Here is a 21,246-nt window from a genome sequence, read left to right on the forward strand (position 1 = left end):
TTCGAGCCTACAGGAATCCGATCGAGATCCACGGGAAAATCGCGACGATGATCAATCCCACCAGCAGCGCCAGCAGATAGCCCCAGATCGGCCTGATGCCTTCGGCCGGATCGACGCGGCCGATGGCGCAGGCGGCATAATAGCCGACGCCGAACGGCGGGGCGAATAGCCCGATACCCATCGCCAGGATGATCACCATGGCATAATGCACCTCGTGCACGCCGACGGCGCGCGCGATCGGAAACAACAGCGGCCCGAACAGCACGATCGCCGGGATACCCTCCAGCACGCTGCCGAGGATGGTGAAGGCCAGGATCGAGACGGCGATGAAGGCTGCAGAGCCGCCGGGCAATCCGGTCATGGCCGCGGCCAGTGAGCGCGAAAAGCCGGACTGGGTCAGGCCCCAGGCCATGCCGGTCGCCGTGCCGATGATCAAAAGGATCGCGCCCGACAGCGCCGCGGTCTCGACCAGCATCGGAAACAACCGCCGCCAGTCGAAGCGCCGGTAGACGAGGAGGCCGACAAGGACGCCGTAGACGATGCCGATGGTGGAGACTTCAGTGGCGGTGGCAACACCCTCGACCACGGCGTAGCGGATCACGAAGGGCAGCGCGAGCGCGGGCAGGGCGATGATGAAGGTCTTGCCGATCTCGGATGCCGTGGCGCGGCGGACATGGCTCATGTCCTCGTGGCGATAGCGCCACCACACCAGCATGCAGAGCGTGAGCGCGAGCACGACGCCGGGCAGTAAGCCGCCGGTGAAGAGCGCCGCGATCGAGACGCCCGTCACCGAGCCGATGGTGATCAGCACGAGGCTCGGCGGAATGGTTTCGGTCTGGGCACCCGTCGCCGCAAGCAGCGCAACGAGATCGCCGGGGCGGGCGCCGCGCTGCTTCATCTCCGGGAACAGCACCGGCGCGACCGCCGCCATGTCGGCCGCCTTGGCGCCGGAGATGCCGGAGACCAGGTACATGGCGCCGACCAGCACGTAATGCAGGCCGCCCCGGACGTGGCCGAGCAGGCTCGCCAGGAACGCGACCATGGCCCGCGCCATGCCGGTCATCTCGATCAAGAGCCCCAGGAACACAAACAGCGGCACCGAGAGCAGGATGAGGTGGCTCATGCCCTCGTCCATGCGCCCGACCAGCACCATGACAGGCGTCCGCGTGGTCAGCGCCAGATAGCCGAAGATCGCCAGTCCAAAGCCGAACGCAATGGGAACGCCGGCAAAGACGCAGAAGCCGGCCACGCCGACGAAGAAGATCACGAGATTGAGATTGCCGAGCGGCCGCAGATAAGGCTGCGCAAGCCAGAACAAGCCAACGACGACGGCAACGGACATCACGGCCGTCAGCACCATGCGATAATCCGCGGCACGCAGCAGCCGCAGCAGCGCGAACACAGCCATCAGGCAGATGCCGGCCGGCAGCGCCGCGGCGCGCCACATGTTCGAGATCTGGAGCGCCGGCGTGGTGATGAAGCTTTCCTCGAAGGCATAATCCCAGGACGGCCAGACGATCAGCACCAGGAACGCCAGCGCTGCACAGGTTGCGACCAGATCGAGATAAGCGCGCGTGGCCGGCCTTGCGCTCGCGACAATCGCGGTCATGCGCATGTGCTCGGAGCGGCGGAATGCGACCGCCGCGCCCAGCATGGCCAGCCACAGGAACAGGATCGAAGCGAGTTCGTCGGACCAGATCAGCGGCCGGTGCAAGCCGTAGCGCGCGACCACGCCGGCAAACAGGATCACGATCTCGGCGACCACGAGGATCGCCGCCGGGATTTCGACCGCGAAGCCGAGCATGCGCTCCAGCGAAGCCAGCAGCGAGGATCGGCGAGGGGACTGAACAGTCACCTCGCCCGCCACTTCGCTCACCTCGGCCTCGATATGAGCCATGACGGCCCCAATGCGTTAGGACAGCTTGCCGACGGCCTTTTCCAGGAGGTCCCAGGCCTGATCGCCGTATTTGCCTTTCCACTCGGAATAGAAGCCGGCGGCGCGCAGCTTGTCGCGGAACGGTGCGACCGTCGGCTGGTTGAAGGTCAAGCCCTTGGCCGCGAGCTCCTGCTGGAGATTCGCGTTGAGCTTGGCGGTATCCTCACGCTCCTTGACGGCGGCGGCGTTGATGTTCTTGGCGACGATGGCGCGCACGTCCTCAGGCAACGCGCTCCAGGCGCGGCGGTTGGCCAGGAACCAGAAGCCGTCCCACATGTGGTTGGTCAGCGAGCAGAATTTCTGCACCTCGTACAGCTTGGCGGTCGAGATGATCGCCAGCGGATTCTCCTGGCCCTCGACGATCCTGGTCTGGAGCGCGGAATAGACCTCGCTGAAATTGATCGAGGCGGGTGCCGCATCGAACGCCTTGAACATCGAGGTCCATAGCGGCGACACCGGCACGCGGATCTTGAAGCCCTTGAAGTCGTCCGGCCCGGTGATCGGCTTGCTCGAGGACGTGGTCTGGCGGAAGCCGTTGTCCCAGATCTTGTCCATGACCTCGAGGCCGGCTTTCTTGATCTCGCCGCGGACATAGGCGCCGAGGTCGCCGTCCATCGCCTTCCAGACCGTGCCGTAGTCCGGGAAGGCGAAGCCGATGCCGTTGATGGAGGCCGCCGGCACCAGGGTCGCCAGGATCAGGCCCGACAGCGTGAAGAACTCGACGCCGCCGGAGCGGATCTGGCTCAGCATGTCGGTGTCGGAGCCGAGCTGGTTGTTCGGGAAGATCTGGAGGTCGAACTTGCCGTTCGTCTCGCTCTTGATCGCCGCGGCCATCTCCCTGGCGCGCACGTTGAGCGGATGGGTGTCCGGCAGGTTGTTGGCGTATTTGTAGGTGAACTCGGCGCTCTCTGCGCGCGCCACATGGGGCGCGCCGATGCCGCCCAGGACCGCGGTCGCGGCGGAGGCCTTGAGAAGCGTGCGTCGGGAAAAGCGCGTTGAAAAGACCATGGGTCTGCTTCCTCGGAAGGTTTGTTTTTGTTGTGAGACGCAAACCTATACGGACGGACGGTCAGAACGTCATCTGCGATCTCGCGGAGCCACGCTTATTGCAGCCGGACACCATCGCGGCAATATCGGCTTTCGGCACATAACCGGACTCAAAATGTGAAAAACAACCCCATGCACAGTAGCCGTCAAGACCCGCGGCGATGGTCGGTGGTCGGTCCGAAAACGACGCTGGAGCGAAGGCGCTGTGGCAGCAATTTGCCCCAAATATCTGATCTAATTGAATATAAATATATTCCATAATATACCTTATGCGAATTGCGGATATGGGTTGTCCGAGATCGGACCAGTTCGGCGGCCTGCCATCTGGGATAATCATGCCGGCGTTGCTACCGCGCCAGCAGCAGCTCCAGCTGGCCCTGCGCCTTCTTCACCGCTGCCGCGTACCAACCCTGGCTTGGCGCTTCCCTGGCGAAACAGGCCGTGTAGGCCGCCATCGCCTGGTCTTCCCTGGCCATGGAGTCCTGCGGGGTCTTTTTGGCCATCATCTGCTTCCAGACCTTTTCGCAGGCCGGGATCTCCGCCGTCTTCACGGCGTCGGTTGCGGCGAGGAAGAAGACCTTCTCGCCCTGGATCGCGACCACGTCGATCTCGTGCGGCGGGCCCTTGAGGTCGCCATTGCCGCGCACGCCGAGCACGGCGACCGCGGCGCTCGCGGTGGCGGGCCTGGCGATCGGAAGCTCGGCATATTTGGCGAAGGCCGAGTCCTGGATGGCGGCGTAGTAGAAGCTGTCGGACTTGAAGGCCGCGTCGGGCTCCTGCGGCATGGGATCCTTGCGGTGCTCGGCAAGCCAGTGCTTGAGCAGCGCCGTCGTGGTCACCACGGCTTGGATCTTGTCGCCTTCGGTGGCGAAGCAGAGCCCGTCGAGATGGCCGAAGCCGATGTCGCCCTTGAACAGCGTGTCGACGTTCGACTTGCCCTCTGCCGGCAACCCCTTGATCGTGACCGGCCCGACCAGACCGCGCAGCACGCCCGTGAGCTCCTCGATCGCCTTGTCGTGCTGCTTGTAGGTCGCGTCGTTCTCCGCAGCTTTCGAGAACTTTGCGATGTAGCGATCGCGCAGGTCGAGATAGTGCTGCTCGGGCGTGGCCGCATGGGCGCAGGTGCCGAACAAGAGCAGGCAGAGCAAGGCAGGCGGTCTCATTCGATGTCCGTGGACTGGGAGCGATCTGATGTCTTGGTGCCGTTGCCGGATGGGAAGGTTCATCCCCGGCGGCCGTAGTTGGAGCCCTCCTCCACCGGCGCAAGCTGCTGGTCCGGCGCCAGGAACGAAGCCTTCACCATGCCCGCGGGGTTCGATTGAGGCTGGCGCCTCATGGAGGTAAAATTGGCGGCAGATTTTTTCGTTGAGTTTGGATGTCCATGAGCGAATTGCGCGCTGCGACCAGGCAATCCACGGCAAGGACCGGGATCATCGAGTTTGACGGTGCGAGAGGCGCCGTGAGCATCCCCTGCACGATCTCCGACGTCTCCGGCACGGGCGCACGGCTCAAGCTCGACTGGTCGCTGTCGTTTCCCAAACAGGCCACGCTGGTCTTTGCTGACGGCTTGCAAAAGGCCTGTCGCGTCGCGTGGCAGAAGCGCAGGCTCGTCGGCGTCGCCTTCGTCGATGGGTTAGCGAGCCTGGACGAGCAGGCGCTGATGATGACCGAGGAAGAGCAGGCGCTGCACCGGCGGCATATCGGCGCCCAGGTCAAAAGCGCACGCGAGGCGCGAGGCTATACCGAGAGCCAGATCGCGAACCTGATTGGCGTCTCGCCCGAGTTCGTGTCACGGGCCGAGCGCGGCGAGATCAGCATCCCCCTGCACCAGCAACCCACATGGCCGATCTCATGCTGGTCAGCCTCGACAGCCTCGTCGCAGGGCCGGCGTCGAGCGAGGTCGAACCCGCGGAATGACATGCAGGACGGCCTTGCTCCCCCGGCTCGTGTGGGAAAGTCCATCGCCCTGCTGTAAGTTCGACCCGCGTCGGTGTCGGCGCGGGAGATGACCACATGGCGGAGCCTGGCTTCGGTCGGTTCAAGAAGGACCACCGGGAATTCTTCAACGCGCTTGCGGAGGATGGATGGCGCCCCGTCCCCGGCTATGTCGGGGTCGAGGAGAAGATCCTGTCCGGCGGTTTCGATCACCCGGCGCGCGCGGGCGCCGTGACGCGGCTGTCGCGCTGGGCCGCCGGCGCGTCCGTGGACCATCCCGTCTCGCATGATTGGTGCGAAGAGGTCTTTTTGATATCGGGCACGTTGTCGATCGGCACGCCGTCGCAGGAAACGCGGCTGCTGGAGGCTGGCACCTATGCCGTGCGGCCGGCCCATGTCGAACATGGACCGTTCTTCACCCGCGACGGCTGCCTGATGATCGAATTTCTCTATTACCCGCCGGCGGCGTAGCGGCGCGCCTGGAGCGTGATCAAGTCAGGTTCGATCGGCTGCGCGAGGTGTGCTGCCTGACCTGTCTCAGCGGTGCCGCAGCCGGCGATTGACCCGGCGCGCCAGATAGTCGCCGGCGCTTTGCACGAGCTGCACCAGCGCGATCAGCACGACGACGACGGCGAGCATCATCTCCGGCATGAAGCGCTGATAGCCGTAGCGGATGCCGAGATCGCCGAGCCCGCCGCCGCCGACGGCACCGACCATGGCGGAGTAGCCGAGCAGGCTGACCACCGCGAGCGTCAGCGCCAGCAGGAGGCCCGGCAGCGCCTCGGGGATCAGCACCTTGAACACGATCTGAAGCGGCGAGGCGCCGAACGACGACGCAGTCTCGATCAGGCCGCCATCGACCTCGCGGATCGCGGCTTCGACCAGGCGCGCGATGAAGGGGGTCGAAGCGATCGTGAGCGGCACGATCGCCGCCGTCGAGCCGATCGAGGTGCCTGCGATGAGGCGCGTGAACGGGATGATGGCGACGACCAGGATGATGAACGGTGTGGAGCGGGTCGCATTCACGACCATGCCGAGCGCCGCGTTGACGGCAGGGGCCGCGAACAGCTCGCCCTTGCGGCTGGTCGCCAGGAACACGCCGATCGGCAGGCCGAACACGGTGCCAAGCGCGGCTGCGACCCCGACCATGAACAGGGTTTCGCCGGTGGCCTGGACGATCAGGTTGATGAGTTCAGGCGACATAGCCGAGACGCTCCGCCGGGAATTGATGTTGAGAGAGCCAGGCGAGCGTGCGCGCTGTGGCGCTTTCGCCGCAAGAAATACTTAGAGGGATGCCGAGGACCAGCGAGCCAACCTGCTGGCCGCCGATCTCGTCGATCCGAGCGGACAGCAGCGCGACATCGAGACCGAGCTCGCGCGCGAGCCGCGCGAGCAGCGTGTCGCCGGCCCCTGCCCCGCGCACCTGGACGCGGATCACGGCGTGGCTGCCCGGCTCCGGCACGATCCGGCTCGCCAGCGAGACCGGCAGGCTGTCGCCGGTCACCTCGGCCAGGAAGGACTGCGTGATCGGATGTTTTGGGTGGGTGAAGATGTCGGCGACATGGCCGCTCTCGACGACATGGCCGGCGTCGAGCACGACGACCTCCTTGGCGAGCTGGCGCACCACGGACATTTCATGCGTGATCAGCACGATGGTCACGCCAAGCTCGCGGTTGATGTTGGCGAGCAGATCGAGGATCGCACGCGTGGTCTGCGGATCGAGCGCCGAGGTCGCCTCGTCCGACAGCAGCACGTCCGGCCGCGTCGCCAGCGCCCGCGCGATACCGACGCGCTGCTTCTGGCCGCCGGAGAGCTCTGACGGATAGCGGTCGTGCTTGTCGGCGATACCGACGAGCGCGAGCAGCTCAGAAACGCGCGCGCGGATGTCGGTCCTCGACCAGCCCGCGATTTCCAGCGGCAGCGCGATGTTGTCGGCGGCGGTCCGTGACGACAACAGATTAAAATGCTGGAAGATCATCCCGATCGACCGCTGCGCCAGCCGCAGCTCGCGGCCTGCGAGCGCCGAGATGTCGCTGTTGTCGACGACGACGCGGCCCGTGGTCGGCTTCTCCAGCCCGTTGATGAGGCGGACCAGGCTCGACTTGCCGGCGCCGGAGCGCCCGATCACGCCGGTGATCGAGCCGCGCGGGATGGCGAAATCGATGTCCTGAAGCGCGTTGACGCCGGGCTTGCCGCGATAGGCCGGATAGGTCTTGGAGATGCGTTCGAAACGGACCATCGCCTCCGGCTCGGCGGCCGGCACGTCAAGGGTTTCGATCGGATCTCCGACCACAAGCGATGGGTGCGCGTTCATGGAAGCGGCTTTCATGCACGATGTTTAGCTCGCCCGCCCCAAAGGCGCACGAGAACCAAGCCGCTATCGAAGCGACAGGATCGCAGGAACGGTTCGCCCACGGGCGCGTGCACTGCAGCACAGACCATCGCCCACCAAGGTCTCTGTTGCAATATCAGATATTTACGCGACGTTGGACGAAGTTTCTCCAGTCCCTGCCCTGTGAAGAAAAATCATCTGCCGGAGGTATCAGCCCCGGTTCACCGGACCATCTGCAACCACGGCATTACGATCACGAGCAGGCCTGCGAAATAGAGCAGCCCGAAGATCAGGCCAAAGCCCCAGAACTGGCCTTTCCCGATATAGCCGCTGCCGTAATACATCGGCGCAGGCCCCGTTGCGTAGGGCGAGATCACGCCCATCAGGCCGAGCGAATACATGCAGAGCATCGCCAGCGTGGTCACGGGCAGATCGGGAATGCCGGAGCCAACTGCGAGCACGACCGGCAGCACGGCCGCCGCATGCGAAGTGATGCTCGAGAAGAAATAATGGATCCAGAAGAACAGCGCGACCAGCAGGATCATCGCGGTCGACGGCGTCAGCCCTGAGAGCGGTTGTGCGAATTCGTTGGCAAGCCATTTGATGAAGCCGATCTCGTTCAGCCCCGAGGCCAGCGTCAGCAGCGAGGTGAAATAGAAAAACACCTCCCAGGCGCTCTTCTCGCCGACGATGTCGGCGAATTCGATCACGCCCGTGACCAGCATCAGCGAGATCACGATGAACACGACGGTGGTGGCATTGACGAAGTTCGCACCGAGCAGCGGCACGTGGATGTCCGGGCTCGAGCCCGCGATCCACAAAAACATCGCAAGCAGGATCAGGACCAGCATGATCCACTCGTTGCGCGACATCGGGCCCATCTCGCTGAGCTCCTTCGCCGCCCATTCGGAGATCTCCGGGCTGTGCTTCACCTCCGGCCGGCAGATCGCATAGCTGAGCAGCGGCACGACGATCATCAGGAGGAGGCCGAGCGGCGCGAAGCCGATGAACCATTGGCCCCAGCTCACATCGACCCCGACCGTCTTCTTGGCGATCACGAGCGCCGCCGCGTTCGGCGCCAGTGCGGTGAAGAACAACGAGCTGGTGATCGCAGTCGCCGCAAAGGCCGTCCACATCACATAGGTGCCGATCTTGCCGGCGGTCGGTCCGGGCTCGGAGCCATAGATGCGCGGAATGTTGCTGATGATGGGATAGACGATGCCGCCGCTGCGCGCGGTGTTGGAGGGCGTCGCCGGCGCGAGCAAAAAGTCCGACATCGCCACCGCATAGCCGAGGCCGAGCGTGTTGCGGCCGAGCCGCCGCACCAGCACCAGCGCAATGCGCCGGCCAAGCTGGCTCTTGCGATAGCCGATCGAGAATACGAAGGCGCCGACGATCAGCCAGACCGTGCTCTCGGCAAAGCCCGCCAGCATCCAGCGCAGCGACTTGCCGGGATCTGGGTCGATATAGCCGCCGACGCCGGCGACCGTGAGCCCGATCAGACCGACCGCGCCGACCGGCATCGACTCCAGGATGAGCCCGGTAATGACGGCGGCGAACACTGCAAAATAATGCCACTGGTTGACGTTGAGCCCCGCCGGCACCGGCAACAGGTAGATCGCGAGCCACACCACGAGCGGCGCGATCAGCTTCCAGCGGCGCGTCATCAAACCTCCCCCAATCGCCCGGTCCGTTGCCGGATCATCATCCTATACGTCACAGTTCGAAACACGATTCAATGCGTCCGATCAAGAGCGCTGCCGCAGCGGCTGTCGCAGCTTGCTAATGTGCAAACGGTGTCACGCAGACGTGGCTCGATTGCGCTGCAACGAACCATCGACAGGCACGGACCATCTGGTTGAACTATATGCCCGATAAGCCATCGCGATCACAGTCACTTGGAATTGCTGGAGACAGAGCCGCGTGCGCGCTCGAGACGATTTTGACTAGAAAAGACTATGCCGAGCCGGCGATGCTCGAAGCGATTGCGGAGGCCTACGAGACCAAGTTTGAGCCAGTAACGGCGCCCTGCCGCCAGCGCGCGGAAATCGCTCTAGGCCGTCGTGATGGATGGAGCAAAACAGCGATGCCATCATAATGGCCTTGTCCCGCGTCTAACAAATGAATATGTTAATAACATTCTCTACTTTAGATAGTTTGTGCATTTTCAAGCGACGGCAAAGGCCATGCCTGACCAATTTGTCTCACGCCTGGATTCTGAAGTCGCCCTGAACCATGAGGCGAGAAAGGAAGTATTCCGCAAGGTCGCGGGCACGGCGATCGAAAACTCCCACGCTGCACTCAAGCAGACCTGGGTCGCCATATTTGCGGGGGGCACGTATCAACTCATCAGGTCGTTCGACAATTTCATTAGTTGCACGCGCGTCACTCCGAGCGATATCGCACAGGCAAAGAACATCAAGGAAGTCTGCGAGATAAGCTACCTTCACCAGTATATGACCAAGACCCCGGCCGTTCCCTGGTCAGAGATCGGGCTCTTGCTCGCTTTTTACCTGATCTATGTACTAACTTTCTACCGCTTCTACGTCGGCAATATCCGCGTGTTCGACATGCGTTACATCGAGATCGGAAGGTTCGTGGCGCTGCTCAGCGAGAAATTGGAGGCGGCGGCAAAAAAATCCGCAGAAACACCAACGTGTTCCGAGAAGCGCGCTGGCAAGACCACGGAGAGCAAGGCCGCCGAACTGATGAAGACCGCGAATGCGCAGAGGGATCAGCTCTACAGGGACTTCTTCGACTACAACAATAAGCAAAAGCGCATCGTCGACAGTCTCTTGCTTATGATCAAGACGCTCACGATTGTCGGTTTGACGTTGGAGATCAACAATCCTCCGGTCTTCATCACGATCTATGCGCTCGTCCTATTGTTCGACCTCGGCTGGATGCAGGTGAGTAACCTAATCGACTCCTTGCGCAAGCGGTTTTACGCAAGTCAGACCTCCGAGGGAGACGAAAAATTCCCTGAGGCTGATCTGAAAACGCCTTTGTCCGGAAATCCATTTTTTGTCTACAACTACTTCTACTGGCTAGGTCTCACCCGGGCGGTTCAGAATCCAGAACCGGTTGGCAAAGAGCGCGAACCGCGCGCTCCCCAGAAACGCGAACGAGAGCTCATAACGATTTTTCCGTCGCGCGCGATCAAGTGGTGGACCCGCATCAACGCTATCTGCTTTGGACTTTTGGCGATCCTCGGAGTTCCGTTTTATTTTCCTTCCGTCTCTACGAACCTCTTGTGGTTCGTGCCGTCGCAGTACGTGCTGTTCGCAATGGCCGGAGCAGTCATGCTGGCAAACTGTGTCGCCGATTTGTACGCGACGTGGGGCTTCTACAATCCGTTGTTCGAAACCGCCCACGACTTCATCATCGCTGACACCGACTAGGCCGTCATCAGTCCTGGCTCGCGGCCAGCCGGCGCCGGGCAAAGAGCTTTCGCCCGACGTCCTGCAAGCGACCCACGAGAACATCCGCCGCGCCCCAGCAGGCGATAGCTGCGGCGCCGATGTAGTTGCCGCCGGCTAGACCTGTCACGATGCCCGGAATGCGTAGGGCCAGGATGGCAACCCCCACGATCGGCTGCAGCGCATCCGCGGCCCGCACCAGGGCGGCGCTGCCGCGGCGCTCACCAAACCAGGCGACTGGGGCGCGCGCTGCGCCGATGAGCCAAGTTCCGGCCATCAACGCGAGCGCGATCTGAAAACCTGCATTGCCGGATGCGACGGTGGATATCACCGCAAGCGCATCTCCGAAGGAAAACAGCAAGCCCCCCGCGGAGTAGCCGGCCCGTGTGTGGCCATACCGCGTAAGGATAATCTCGGCGACGAGGAAGCTCAACGAAATCACAATGCCGGCGCTGTCGCCACCGAACAGGAAAAGAGAACTGCCGGCCATCGATACCAGGCCGCCGATATTCTCTGATTTCATCGCCGCGAGCAGCCGGAAGGCGTTGTCGCGAATTCGCCTGACCCAAGATGATTCGATGGCTGGCTCCATGCCGATGCAATAGGACGAACCGCGCCCTCGCACAACATGTGATTGTCCTTCAAGAAATTGTCATCATTCGCAACACCGAGCTTGAGGCACATACAATCAAGCGGGTGGGCCAACCCGAGGTCCAGCGCCCCCTCGAGAACCGCTCGACATGGGCCGCGGACTGCGCCTATCCTCTGCGGATGAGCGACCATCATCATCACCACGATCACGATCATTCGGAGTTGTCCGAGACCGAGCTGCGCGTGCGCGCGCTCGAGACGATCCTGACCGAAAAGGGCTATGTCGAGCCGGCCGCGCTCGATGCCATCATCCAGGCCTACGAGACCAAGATCGGCCCGCATAACGGCGCGCGCGTCGTCGCCAAGGCCTGGACCGACCCGGCCTTCAAACAGGCGCTGCTGGAGGATGGCAGCAAGGCGATCGGCACGCTCGGCCATGTCAGCCGCGTCGGCGACCACCTCGTCGTGGTCGAGAACACGCCAGACCGGCACAACATGGTCGTGTGCACGCTGTGCTCCTGCTACCCCTGGGAAATGCTCGGGCTGCCGCCGGTCTGGTACAAGGCCTCGCCCTACCGCTCGCGCGCGGTCAAGGATCCGCGCGGCGTGCTCGCCGATTTTGACGTGACGCTGCCAAAGGACATCGAAATCCGGGTGTGGGATTCGACCGCCGAGACGCGCTTCCTGGTGCTGCCGATGCGGCCCGCGGGCACGGAGGGCTGGAGCGAGGAGCAGCTCGCCGATCTCGTCACGCGCGACTCCATGATCGGCACCGGATTTCCCAAGACGCCCGGAGCGCCATCGTGAACGGCGTGCACGACATGGGCGGCATGGACGGGTTCGGCAAGGTCGAGCCCGAGCCGAACGAGCCGATGTTTCATGCCGATTGGGAGTCGCGCGTTCTCGCCATGGTACGCGCGATGGGTGCGGCCGGTGCCTTCAACATCGACACCTCGCGATTCTATCGCGAGACGCTGCCGCCGCACGTGTATCTCTCGAGCTCCTACTACAAGAAATGGTTCCTCGGCCTCGAGGAGATGCTGATCGAGAAGGGCTACCTCAGTCGCGAGGAAGTCGCTGCCGGCCACGCGATGCAAGCCCCAAAGGCGCTCAAGCACGGCAAGTTCGACCTCACACAGGTCGAGCGCATCATGGTGCGCGGCAAGTTCGCCCGCCCTGCTGCCGCGCCGGCCAAATTCAACATCGGCGATCGCGTGCGCGCGAAGAACATCCATCCGACCACGCATACGCGGCTGCCGCGCTATGTGCGCGGCCATGTCGGCGTGGTCGAGCTGAATCATGGCTGCCACGTGTTTCCGGATTCGGCGGCGATGGAGCTCGGCGAAAACCCGCAATGGCTCTACACGGTCGTGTTCGCAGGCCGCGATCTCTGGGGCGCGGACGGTGACCCGACCCTGAAGGTGTCGATCGACGCATTCGAGCCCTATCTGGACCCGGCGTAATGAGCAGCAGTGCCGCTGCGGCCGCAACGGCGGCGATCCCGAGCATTCCCCGCGATGACGACGGCCCGGTGTTCCGCGCGCCTTGGGAGGCGCATGCGTTTGCGATGGCGCTGACGCTGCACGAGCGCGGCGTGTTCACCTGGCCTGAGTGGGCCGCAGCCCTGGCCTCCGAAATCAAGCGCGCGCAGGCCGCCGGCGATCCCGATACGGGCGAGACCTACTATCTGCACTGGCTCGCCACACTGGAAGGGCTCGTTGCGAGCAAAGGCGTCGCGTCGACGGAAACCTTGCACCGCTACCGCGACGCCTGGGACCACGCGGCGGATCGTACGCCGCATGGCAAGCCCATTGAATTGCGGCCGGAGGATTTTGGCTAGCTCGCGCCTCACTCTCGTGTTCCGGACGCGCTGCAGCGTGTAACGCTGCTGCGCAGAGCCGGGACCCAGAAAGCCACACAGCACCATACTGAGACATGGGCCCCGGCTCTGCGGCGCACCGCTGAAGAAGCGCTGCGCCGCGTCCGGGGCACGAGAGGAGTATGGCGACGCAGCTACCTCCCCGCCACAAACTCCCGCCACCCCTTCGCGCGCAGGCTGCACGCCGGACACTCGCCGCAGCCATAGCCCCAATCGTGCTGCGCGCCGCGTTCGCCGAGATAGCAGGTGTGCGACTGCTCGCGGATGAGGTCGACGAGCCCGTCGCCGCCGAGCTCATACGCAAGCTTCCACGTGGCGGCCTTGTCGATCCACATCAACGGCGTATGCAGCTCGAACTTGCGGGCCATGCCCAGCGAGAGCGCGGCCTGCATGGCGCGGATGGTGTCGTCGCGGCAATCGGGATAGCCGGAATAGTCCGTCTCGCACATGCCGCCGACGATGTGGGCGATGCCGCGCCGGTAGGCCAGCGCCGCGGCAAAGGTCAAGAACACCAGATTGCGGCCGGGCACAAAGGTGTTGGGCAAACCGTCGGCGCCCATCGCAATCGCGACGTCGCGCGTCAGCGCGGTGTCCGAGATCGCAGCCAGCGTCGGGATCGACAGAGTGTGGCTCTCACCGAGCCTGGCGGCCCAATCCGCGCGCAGGGCCTTGATGCCGTCGACCAGCCGGTCGCGGCAGGCCAACTCGACGGCATGGCGCTGGCCGTAATCGAACCCCAGCGTCTCCACCCGCGCAAAGCGGCTGAGCGCCCAGGCGAGGCAGGTGGTGGAATCCTGGCCGCCGGAAAACAGCACCAGCGCGGTTTGTGATGAAAATGCGTCACTCATGGCCCGCGCTTTAGCACCGCGCGCCGTGCCCGCCAATCGGTGGAAATCGGCCTGTTCCGCCGGCTTGTGCTGGGAACGGCGGCGCGCTTTTGGCATAAGGTTTTGGACCCAGGAGACTGCCCCGCAATGACCCCTTCCCGCGACATTTCCCGCCTGATCGAGATCATGGCGGCGCTGCGCACGCCGGTGACCGGCTGCCCCTGGGACCTCGAGCAGAATTTCACGACGATCGCGCCTTACACGATCGAGGAGGCCTATGAGGTGGTGGATGCCATCGACCGCGGCGATCTCGATGATCTCCGCGAGGAGCTCGGCGACCTCTTGTTGCAGGTGGTGTTCCACGCCCAGATGGCTTCCGAGCAGAAGGCCTTTGCATTCGGCGACGTCGTCGAGGCCATCACGCGAAAAATGATCCGGCGCCATCCCCATGTCTTCGCCGACAAGGAGGGCAATCTCGCCTCCTCCCACGTCAAGGAAGTCTGGGACCGCATCAAGGCCGAGGAGAAGGCCGAGCGCGCCGCGCGCCGGCCGCCGGAAGCAACGCCGACGCACAGATCGCTGCTGTCTGGCATAAAGGCCGGTCAGCCCGCGCTGACCCGCGCCATGGAGCTCCAGCGCAAGGCCTCAACGGTCGGCTTCGACTGGAACGATCCGCGCGCGGTGCTGCAAAAGATCCGCGAGGAAGCCGATGAGATCGAAGCGGCACTGGATCGCAACGACAAGCAAGAGATCGCGGAGGAAACCGGCGATCTGATGTTTGCTCTGGTCAACCTTGCCCGTCACGTCGATGCCGATCCGGAAGCCGCGCTGCGCGCGACCAACGCAAAATTCGAACGGCGCTTTGCCTTCATCGAGCGTGCGCTGGAGGCGCAGGGACGGTCGCTGGAGCAGGCGTCACTGGCGGAGATGGATGCGTTGTGGAACGAGGCGAAGCAGAAAGCGCCGCATCGCTAAGCGCAGCACGAACCCTCGCCCTGCTTCGGCGGGCACGGCACTGTCCCATAGGAACAGAACACGCAGCAATCGCCAGTCTTCGGCCGCAGGCGCGTGCCGCAGCCGTTGCAATCGTAGAAATATTGGCAGGCGTCTGTCGGCATGGCTTCGGCCGACTGATGGCCGCATTCCGGGCACGTGAGAATTGACACCAATTCCATCTGGATCGTTCCCGTCGGGCCGGTCAGGCTACGCGCGGCACCGCATCGAACCGGTTGACCACGATATCGCGCTTGGTCTCGTCGACCCGCACGGTCATGTCGAAGCGGCCCTCATGCAGTTCCTTGGCCAGCACTTCGGCATTGCGATGCAGCCACGAGATGCCGGCGCCATCTGCGGCGTCGATGGAGAGATCGAGCGTGGTGCGTTTGGCGGCGAGCCGTTCCTCGATCGCGGCCAGCAGCGCGTCGATCCCCTCGCCTGACACGGCCGAGACCAGCATCGCCGGATGATCCTCCGGCCGGCGCGCGGCGATGTTCAAAAGCTCCTCGCGCTGCTCGGAATCGTAACGGTCGATCTTGTTCCAGACCTCGATGATGCGGCCGCTATCGTCGGGGTTGATGCCGAGTTGGCGCAGCACGGCGTCGACGTCGCTCTGCTGCGCTTCTGCGTCCTCGTGCGAGATGTCGCGGACATGGAGGATGACGTCGGCCTCCAGCACCTCTTCCAGCGTAGCGCGGAAGGCGGCGACGAGCTGTGTCGGCAGGTTGGAGATGAAGCCGACCGTGTCCGACAGCATCGCCTTGCCGCCATGCGGCAGGCTGAGCGCGCGCAGCGTCGGATCGAGCGTTGCGAACAGCATGTCGGCGGCCTGCACGTCGGCGCGGGTCAGGCGGTTGAACAGCGTCGACTTGCCGGCGTTGGTGTAGCCGACCAGCGCGACGACGCGATACGGCACGCGCTGGCGGCCGGCGCGATGCAGCCGTCGCGTCGCCTGCACCTTTTTCAGTTCGCTCTCGAGCTTGGAGATGCGCTCCTGGATCAGGCGGCGATCGGCTTCGATCTGCGTTTCGCCGGGACCGCCCATGAATCCAAAGCCGCCGCGCTGGCGTTCGAGATGGGTCCATGAGCGCACCAGGCGCGAGCGCTGGTAGTTGAGATGGGCGAGCTCGACCTGGAGCGAGCCTTCCTTGGTCTTGGCGCGGCGGCCGAAGATCTCCAGGATGAGCCCGGTGCGGTCGAGCACCTTGGCGTTCCATTCCTTCTCGAGGTTGCGCTGCTGGATCGGCGACAGCGCGCAATCCATCACCACGAGCTCGGCGTCCAGGCTCTTGATCAGCCCGGCGATCTCCTCGACCTTGCCCTTGCCGATATAGGTCGCCGGCCGGATCTGGCTGATCGGCGCGATGATGGCATCGGCAATGACGAGATCGATGGCGCGCGCAAGCCCCGCGGCTTCCTCGATCCGGGCCTCGGCGTCGCGCTGGACATGATTAGGAAGGACATGGTTCTCCGATTGCGCGTCGGCACCGCCTGCGCGCATTCGCAAATAGGGGCCGATGACAAGCACCCGCCCCGTTTGCTGAGCCCCAGCCGACCGCGGACGGTCGGCATCCCCGTCGAAATTCCGGGGTTCCAATCAGATCACTTTCAAGCCGGCTGATCCTCGCCGCCTTCGAACAACTGGATCGGAGCGCCCGGCATGATGGTCGAGATCGCGTGCTTGTAGACAAGCTGCGAGTGACCGTCGCGCCGAAGCAGCAAGCAGAAATTGTCGAACCAGGTCACGATGCCCTGGAGCTTCACTCCGTTGACCAGAAAGATCGTCAGTGGCGTCTTGGTTTTGCGAACGTGATTAAGGAAGGTGTCCTGTAGGTTTTGTGCGCGGTCTGCCGCCATTGTTTTTTTCTCGCTTTGAGTTTCTTTTTATTGCGCCGGTAGCGACCCTGTTCTGAAATTTGGGCCTTCTTCCGGTTGCCGCTCCTCATGAGATCCCCCTCGGAGGAACAGCGGTTCAATTAGAGGGCAGGACGGCTTATTAGGCAAGCCGCTTCACGCGGCAGGCCATGCAGATTTGCCCCGAAAAACTACGGAAATAGATGATTTTCCTCGCTTATCCCAGATGCGCCTTGGTGCTAGCCGACGCCAAGCGCCTTCAATTTGCGATGGAGCGCCGAACGTTCCATGCCAACGAACTCCGCCGTGCGAGAAATATTTCCTGAAAAGCGGCTGATCTGCGCAATCAAATAGTCGCGCTCGAACACTTCGCGCGCCTCGCGCAGCGGCAGGCCCATGATGTGCTCGCCGTTGTTGCTGGTCGGCATCGCCGGCACCATCGAGCCGACGTCCTGCGGCAGCATGTCGGCGGTGATGATCACCTCCGGCCCGCCTGCCGCCAGAATCATGACTCTTTCAACGTTGTTGCGGAGCTGGCGCACATTGCCCGGCCAGACATGCGATTGCAGCACCGCCATCGCGTCCTGGCCGATCTGCCGCTTCGGCAGGCCGCTGCCGGCCGAGATCTGCTCCATGAAATAGTCGATCAGCTCCGGAATGTCCTCGCGCCGTTCCGACAGCGCCGGCACGCGGATCGGCACCACCGAGAGGCGATGATAGAGATCTTCGCGGAAATGACCGGCCGCGATCTCCTCCTCGAGATTGCGCGCGGTCGAGGAGATGATGCGCACGTCGACCTGCACCTTGGCGGTGCCGCCGACGCGCTGGAACGATTGCTCGACCAGCACGCGCAGGATCTTGTTCTGGGTCTCGCGCGGCATGTCCGCGATCTCGTCGATGAACAGCGTGCCGCCATGGGCTTCCTCGAGCGCGCCGGACTTGCGCGGCTGCTCGCCGTTGGACTGCTCGATGCCGAACAGCTCGTGCTCCATGCGCTCCGGTGTGATCGCGGCCGCGTTGATGACGACGAACGGGCCATCGGCGCGACCCGAGGCCGTATGCAGCGTGCGCGCGGTCAATTCCTTGCCGGCGCCGGCGGGGCCGACGATCAGGATCCGGCTGTTGGCTTTCGCCGCGCGCTCGATGGTCTGGCGCAGCTGGTTCATGCTCGGCGAGCGGCCGACGAGCTGGCTTGCGCTCGGCGCAAGCTGCTTCAGCTCCTTGACCTCGCGCTTGAGCCGCGAGTTCTCCAGCGCGCGGGTGGCGACCAGGATCAGCCGGTCGGCCTTGAACGGCTTTTCGATGAAGTCGTAGGCGCCGCGCTTGATCGCGGCGACCGCGGTCTCGATGTTGCCGTGGCCGGAGATCATCACCACCGGCAGATCGGCATTGTCCTTCTTGACCTGCTCCAAAAGCTGCAAGCCGTCGAGCTTGGAGCCCTGCAGCCAGATGTCGAGGAACACCAGATGCGGCCGGCGGTTGGCGATCTCGGCCAACGCCGTATCGCTGTCGCGCGCGGTCCTTGTGACGAAACCCTCGTCTTCGAGAATGCCCGCGACGAGATCTCGAATATCGGCCTCGTCATCGACAATCAGAATTTCACTTGCCATGGGTCGCGCCTGTCTTGTCAGCTGCCTGTCGAGGCTTCGATTTTCGTTGAATCATTAGTCATTTTAGCCGGCTCTTTGGTTTCGGCCGCCGGCTCTTTTGTTTCCGGCGCCGTCACCGTTTCCTTGGCCATTTCCTTGGCCGTTTCCTTCACGATTTCACCAGCAGGCGCCGCCGCCTCGGCGCCCTCGGCCTTCTTGGCCTGGCCGGAGACGGCAAAGCGCATCCGCATCCAGGCGCCGCGCTGGCCGTCCCGGAAATCGGAGGCGTCCTTCAATTCGATGCGGCCGCCATGGTCTTCGAGCACGCGGCCGACGATCGCCAGGCCCAGGCCGGTGCCCTTGGCGCGCGTTGTGACGTACGGTTCAAGCAGTCGCGAGCGCGCCACCTTGGGCAGGCCGATGCCGTTGTCGATGACGTCGATCAGCACGTCCTCGCCCTCGCGCGACACCACGACGTCGATGCGGCCCTTGCCACCGTCCTTGCCAAGCTCCTCGGGCGGGACCTGCTCGATCGCCTCGGTGGCGTTCTTGACGATGTTGGTGACCGCCTGTGAGATCAGCCGCCGGTCGAACTGGGCGCGCAGCGGATCTTCCCTGAACTCGGCCTCGATATCGAGCTCGGGATGGGCAACCTTCATCAGGAACACCGCCTGCCGCACGGTGTCGGCGACATCCTCGCCCTCCATTACCGGCTTGGGCATCCGCGCAAAGCGCGAGAACTCGTCGACCATCCGGCGGATATCGTCGACCTGGCGCACGATGGTGTCGGTGCACTGCTCGAAGATCTGCTTGTCCTTGGTCTCGGTGATGTCCTTGCCGAACTTGCGGCGGATGCGCTCGGCCGAGAGCTGGATCGGCGTCAGCGGGTTCTTGATCTCGTGGGCGATGCGGCGGGCAACGTCGCCCCAGGCCGAGGTGCGCTGTGCCGAGACCAGCTCGGTGATGTCGTCGAGCGTGATGATGTAGCTGTCGTGCGGCTGGTTCTTCTCGGCGCTGACGCGGACCGAGAGGTTGCGCTCCTGGCCGTCGCGCGTAATCGTGATCTGGCCCTGCACCAGGCGCTGGGTCCCTTCCCGCGCCGTCTTCATCATCTCGTCGAGCTCGGGCAGGACGTCGGAGAGCGGATGGCCGAGCGTCTCGGCCTCGGAATGCCCGATCAGCTTCTCGGCAGAGCGGTTGAGAATGCCGACGCTGCCCGACGTATCGACGCCAATGATGCCGGCGCTGGCCGAGGACAGCACCGCCTCGATGAAGCGGCGGCGGCTGTCGATGAGGTCGCTGGCGCTGACGAGCTCGTCGCGCTGGCTGCGCAATTCCTGCGTCATCTTGTTGAAGGTCTCACCGAGCTGGGCGAGGTCGCCCTCCGACTGGTGCACGGGCACTTTGACATGGAGATCGCCGGTCGAGACCGTATGCGCCGCGTTCATCAGCCGCCGGATCGGCGCCACCAGCGAATTGGCGAAGTTCAGTCCGATCAGCACCGAGGCCATCAAAATGGTCAGCGCGATCACCGCGAACATCAGCGCGAAGGCGACCTGGATGCCGAGCCGCCGTGACTCGATCTGGGCGTATTCGGCGACGCTGACCTCGGTCTGCTTGAGCTGATTGACCACATTCGGATCAAGAGGCCGGGCGACATAGAGGAAGGTGTCGTTGAAGGCGCGCAAGCGGATCACCGCCGCGACGAAGCTCGCATCCGGCAGCACCGCGATCTCGGGCTCGGATTCGTTGACGTTGCTGAGGAAGTCCGGCGCCGGCGGCGAGTAGGCCAGCCGCATCCCGGTGTCGGCCGCTTCCAGGATGTTGGTGTTCTTGTCGATGATCATCGCGCCCGGCAGATTGCGGGAGCTTGCGCTCGCGGCCAGCAGCTCGCGGAACGAGCGGCGGTCCTGGTCGTAGAGCGGCCTGGCATGGGCGATGTCATTGGCCATGCCGAGAATGTCGCCGCGGATCAGCTGCGCATGGTCCTGCATGTAGGCCCGCGCAATCGTCAGCGAGTTCTGGATCACTTCCTTGGTCGGGCCGGAGAACAGCCGGTCGAGGCCGCGCTCGATGGTGACGTTGGCGACGACGGCAACCAGCACCGCCGGCAGCACGGCAACGATCGAGAACAGGCTGACGATCTGGACATGGAGGCGTGCCGCCGCCCTTCCCCGCCGGCGCGCCAGGATCAGCTGCCAGAGCTCGCGAATGATGATCCCGACCAGCAGCAGGATCGTTCCTGCATTGATCAGGTAAAACGAACGGACAATCTCCGGCGTCGGCTCGATCTTGGTCAGGCCGGTCAGGACCAGGAAGGTCAGGAAGGCCGACGCCAGCGCCAGCGCCACCGCAAACGGCGCCAGCCAGCGCCGCGCCGACCAGCGTCGGGGCTCTTCGGCTGGGGCCGTGTCAAAGGATGCGGCCGAGGTATCTGCGCTGGTCATTCCGGCAATGGGGTGCTGAAAACGGGTCCGCGATGGGCGGGTACTGATGTATTCGTACCACATTGTTGCCAAATTGCGACAATTCCGCGGCGCCCGCCCCGCGATGGGACCATCGCATCCACAGGGGTCTGCGGATCAGCGCCGCGCGACTGGGAACGGATTCCTGCCATTCCGGCTTGACCCGGCATGGACAGGTTCTTTCTCGCGATGATGGTCTCGGCCGTTCTGCTGCTGATCGTGGCCGCCGACCTTCTGGTCAACAGCCCGAGCATGCAGCCGCCGGCGGCGGACATCGCCAACGCCGTGCCGGTATCAGGCCGATTGATCAGATAGGAGCCGCGTCCCGCGGGATGGCCATTGCGACGTTCCAGCGGAACATTTCGGTCCGATTCGG

20 protein-coding genes and 1 pseudogene are annotated in these 21,246 nt (G+C 63.9%); 8 read left to right on the plus strand and 13 right to left on the minus strand.

Features of this window, described 5'->3' with window-relative positions:
• Positions 1–7 precede the first annotated feature (7 nt).
• The 3 genes from IC761_RS18310 to IC761_RS18320 form a co-directional block, all read right to left on the minus strand.
• Positions 8–1,897, minus strand: coding sequence for a TRAP transporter large permease (locus IC761_RS18310; RefSeq protein WP_195798059.1), 1,890 nt, complete (start codon positions 1,895–1,897; stop codon positions 8–10).
• A gap of 15 nt (positions 1,898–1,912) precedes the next feature.
• Positions 1,913–2,944, minus strand: a complete 1,032-nt coding sequence (locus tag IC761_RS18315; RefSeq protein ID WP_195798060.1) for a TRAP transporter substrate-binding protein — start codon at positions 2,942–2,944, stop codon at positions 1,913–1,915.
• Positions 2,945–3,330: 386 nt separating this feature from the next.
• Positions 3,331–4,146, minus strand: coding sequence for a hypothetical protein (locus tag IC761_RS18320; RefSeq protein WP_195798061.1), 816 nt, complete (start codon positions 4,144–4,146; stop codon positions 3,331–3,333).
• 218 nt (positions 4,147–4,364) lie between these two features.
• On the opposite strand from IC761_RS18320, the pseudogene IC761_RS18325 reads away from it, so the two are divergent.
• Positions 4,365–4,900: pseudogene (locus IC761_RS18325) on the plus strand (helix-turn-helix domain-containing protein).
• A 96-nt stretch (positions 4,901–4,996) separates the two neighbouring features.
• A complete protein-coding gene (locus IC761_RS18330; RefSeq protein ID WP_195798062.1) occupies positions 4,997–5,389 on the plus strand; it encodes a cupin domain-containing protein in 393 nt (130 codons plus the stop codon).
• Positions 5,390–5,455: 66 nt separating this feature from the next.
• On the opposite strand, the gene IC761_RS18335 is transcribed toward IC761_RS18330, so the two are convergent.
• The 3 genes from IC761_RS18335 to IC761_RS18345 all read right to left on the minus strand — a co-directional run bounded on the left by IC761_RS18335 (position 5,456) and on the right by IC761_RS18345 (position 8,917).
• Positions 5,456–6,121 carry a methionine ABC transporter permease gene (locus tag IC761_RS18335; RefSeq protein ID WP_195798063.1) on the minus strand — a complete coding sequence of 222 codons (666 nt, stop codon included), beginning with the start codon at positions 6,119–6,121 and terminating at the stop codon, positions 5,456–5,458.
• Positions 6,111–7,232, minus strand: coding sequence for a methionine ABC transporter ATP-binding protein (locus IC761_RS18340; protein WP_438265023.1), 1,122 nt, complete (start codon positions 7,230–7,232; stop codon positions 6,111–6,113). The genes IC761_RS18335 and IC761_RS18340 overlap by 11 nt, the downstream gene beginning before the upstream one ends.
• A 239-nt stretch (positions 7,233–7,471) precedes the next feature.
• The gene (locus tag IC761_RS18345; RefSeq protein ID WP_195798065.1) at positions 7,472–8,917 is read right to left on the minus strand and encodes a DASS family sodium-coupled anion symporter; all 1,446 of its coding nucleotides are present in this window, start codon (positions 8,915–8,917) and stop codon (positions 7,472–7,474) included.
• Between the two features lie 519 nt (positions 8,918–9,436).
• Here IC761_RS18345 and IC761_RS18350 point away from each other — a divergent pair.
• Positions 9,437–10,651 carry a hypothetical protein gene (locus IC761_RS18350; RefSeq protein ID WP_195798066.1) on the plus strand — a complete coding sequence of 405 codons (1,215 nt, stop codon included), beginning with the start codon at positions 9,437–9,439 and terminating at the stop codon, positions 10,649–10,651.
• A 7-nt stretch (positions 10,652–10,658) separates the two neighbouring features.
• Here the strand turns inward: IC761_RS18350 and IC761_RS18355 are convergent, their stop codons facing one another.
• Positions 10,659–11,261 (minus strand): hypothetical protein, encoded by a 603-nt coding sequence (locus tag IC761_RS18355; protein ID WP_195798067.1) that lies wholly within the window; start codon positions 11,259–11,261, stop codon positions 10,659–10,661.
• 179 nt (positions 11,262–11,440) lie between these two features.
• On the opposite strand from IC761_RS18355, the gene nthA reads away from it, so the two are divergent.
• The 3 genes from nthA to IC761_RS18370 are packed head-to-tail and all read left to right on the plus strand — an operon-like array spanning position 11,441 to position 13,100.
• Positions 11,441–12,067, plus strand: a complete 627-nt coding sequence (nthA, locus tag IC761_RS18360) for a nitrile hydratase subunit alpha (RefSeq protein ID WP_195798068.1) — start codon at positions 11,441–11,443, stop codon at positions 12,065–12,067.
• Entirely contained in the window at positions 12,064–12,723 is a 660-nt protein-coding gene (gene nthB, locus IC761_RS18365) for a nitrile hydratase subunit beta (protein ID WP_195798069.1), read from the plus strand. The genes nthA and nthB overlap by 4 nt, the downstream gene beginning before the upstream one ends.
• The gene (locus IC761_RS18370) at positions 12,723–13,100 is read left to right on the plus strand and encodes a nitrile hydratase accessory protein (RefSeq protein ID WP_195798070.1); all 378 of its coding nucleotides are present in this window, start codon (positions 12,723–12,725) and stop codon (positions 13,098–13,100) included. The genes nthB and IC761_RS18370 overlap by 1 nt, the downstream gene beginning before the upstream one ends.
• 173 nt (positions 13,101–13,273) lie before the next feature.
• Here the strand turns inward: IC761_RS18370 and queC are convergent, their stop codons facing one another.
• Positions 13,274–13,987, minus strand: coding sequence for a 7-cyano-7-deazaguanine synthase QueC (queC, locus tag IC761_RS18375; protein WP_195798071.1), 714 nt, complete (start codon positions 13,985–13,987; stop codon positions 13,274–13,276).
• A 126-nt stretch (positions 13,988–14,113) separates the two neighbouring features.
• Here queC and mazG point away from each other — a divergent pair, with 126 nt between their 5' ends.
• On the plus strand, positions 14,114–14,941 hold the full coding sequence (gene mazG, locus IC761_RS18380; RefSeq protein ID WP_195798072.1) for a nucleoside triphosphate pyrophosphohydrolase: 828 nt from the start codon (positions 14,114–14,116) through the stop codon (positions 14,939–14,941).
• Here mazG and IC761_RS35895 read toward each other — a convergent pair.
• From IC761_RS35895 to IC761_RS18400, 5 genes are all read right to left on the minus strand, one after another.
• Positions 14,938–15,141 (minus strand): GDCCVxC domain-containing (seleno)protein, encoded by a 204-nt coding sequence (locus tag IC761_RS35895; RefSeq protein WP_246791266.1) that lies wholly within the window; start codon positions 15,139–15,141, stop codon positions 14,938–14,940. The genes mazG and IC761_RS35895 overlap by 4 nt on opposite strands.
• Positions 15,142–15,164: 23 nt before the next feature.
• A complete protein-coding gene (gene hflX / locus IC761_RS18385; protein WP_195798073.1) occupies positions 15,165–16,559 on the minus strand; it encodes a GTPase HflX in 1,395 nt (464 codons plus the stop codon).
• Positions 16,560–16,570: 11 nt separating this feature from the next.
• On the minus strand, positions 16,571–16,819 hold the full coding sequence (gene hfq, locus IC761_RS18390; RefSeq protein ID WP_007591126.1) for an RNA chaperone Hfq: 249 nt from the start codon (positions 16,817–16,819) through the stop codon (positions 16,571–16,573).
• A 236-nt stretch (positions 16,820–17,055) separates the two neighbouring features.
• The gene (ntrX, locus tag IC761_RS18395; protein WP_195798074.1) at positions 17,056–18,426 is read right to left on the minus strand and encodes a nitrogen assimilation response regulator NtrX; all 1,371 of its coding nucleotides are present in this window, start codon (positions 18,424–18,426) and stop codon (positions 17,056–17,058) included.
• 17 nt (positions 18,427–18,443) lie between these two features.
• Positions 18,444–20,852 (minus strand): sensor histidine kinase, encoded by a 2,409-nt coding sequence (locus tag IC761_RS18400; protein ID WP_195798075.1) that lies wholly within the window; start codon positions 20,850–20,852, stop codon positions 18,444–18,446.
• A 186-nt stretch (positions 20,853–21,038) separates the two neighbouring features.
• On the opposite strand from IC761_RS18400, the gene IC761_RS18405 reads away from it, so the two are divergent.
• Positions 21,039–21,185, plus strand: a complete 147-nt coding sequence (locus IC761_RS18405) for a hypothetical protein (protein ID WP_195804888.1) — start codon at positions 21,039–21,041, stop codon at positions 21,183–21,185.
• The last annotated feature ends 61 nt before the right edge of the window (positions 21,186–21,246 follow it).

The organism is Bradyrhizobium commune (assembly GCF_015624505.1).
Lineage (GTDB): Bacteria > Pseudomonadota > Alphaproteobacteria > Rhizobiales > Xanthobacteraceae > Bradyrhizobium > Bradyrhizobium commune.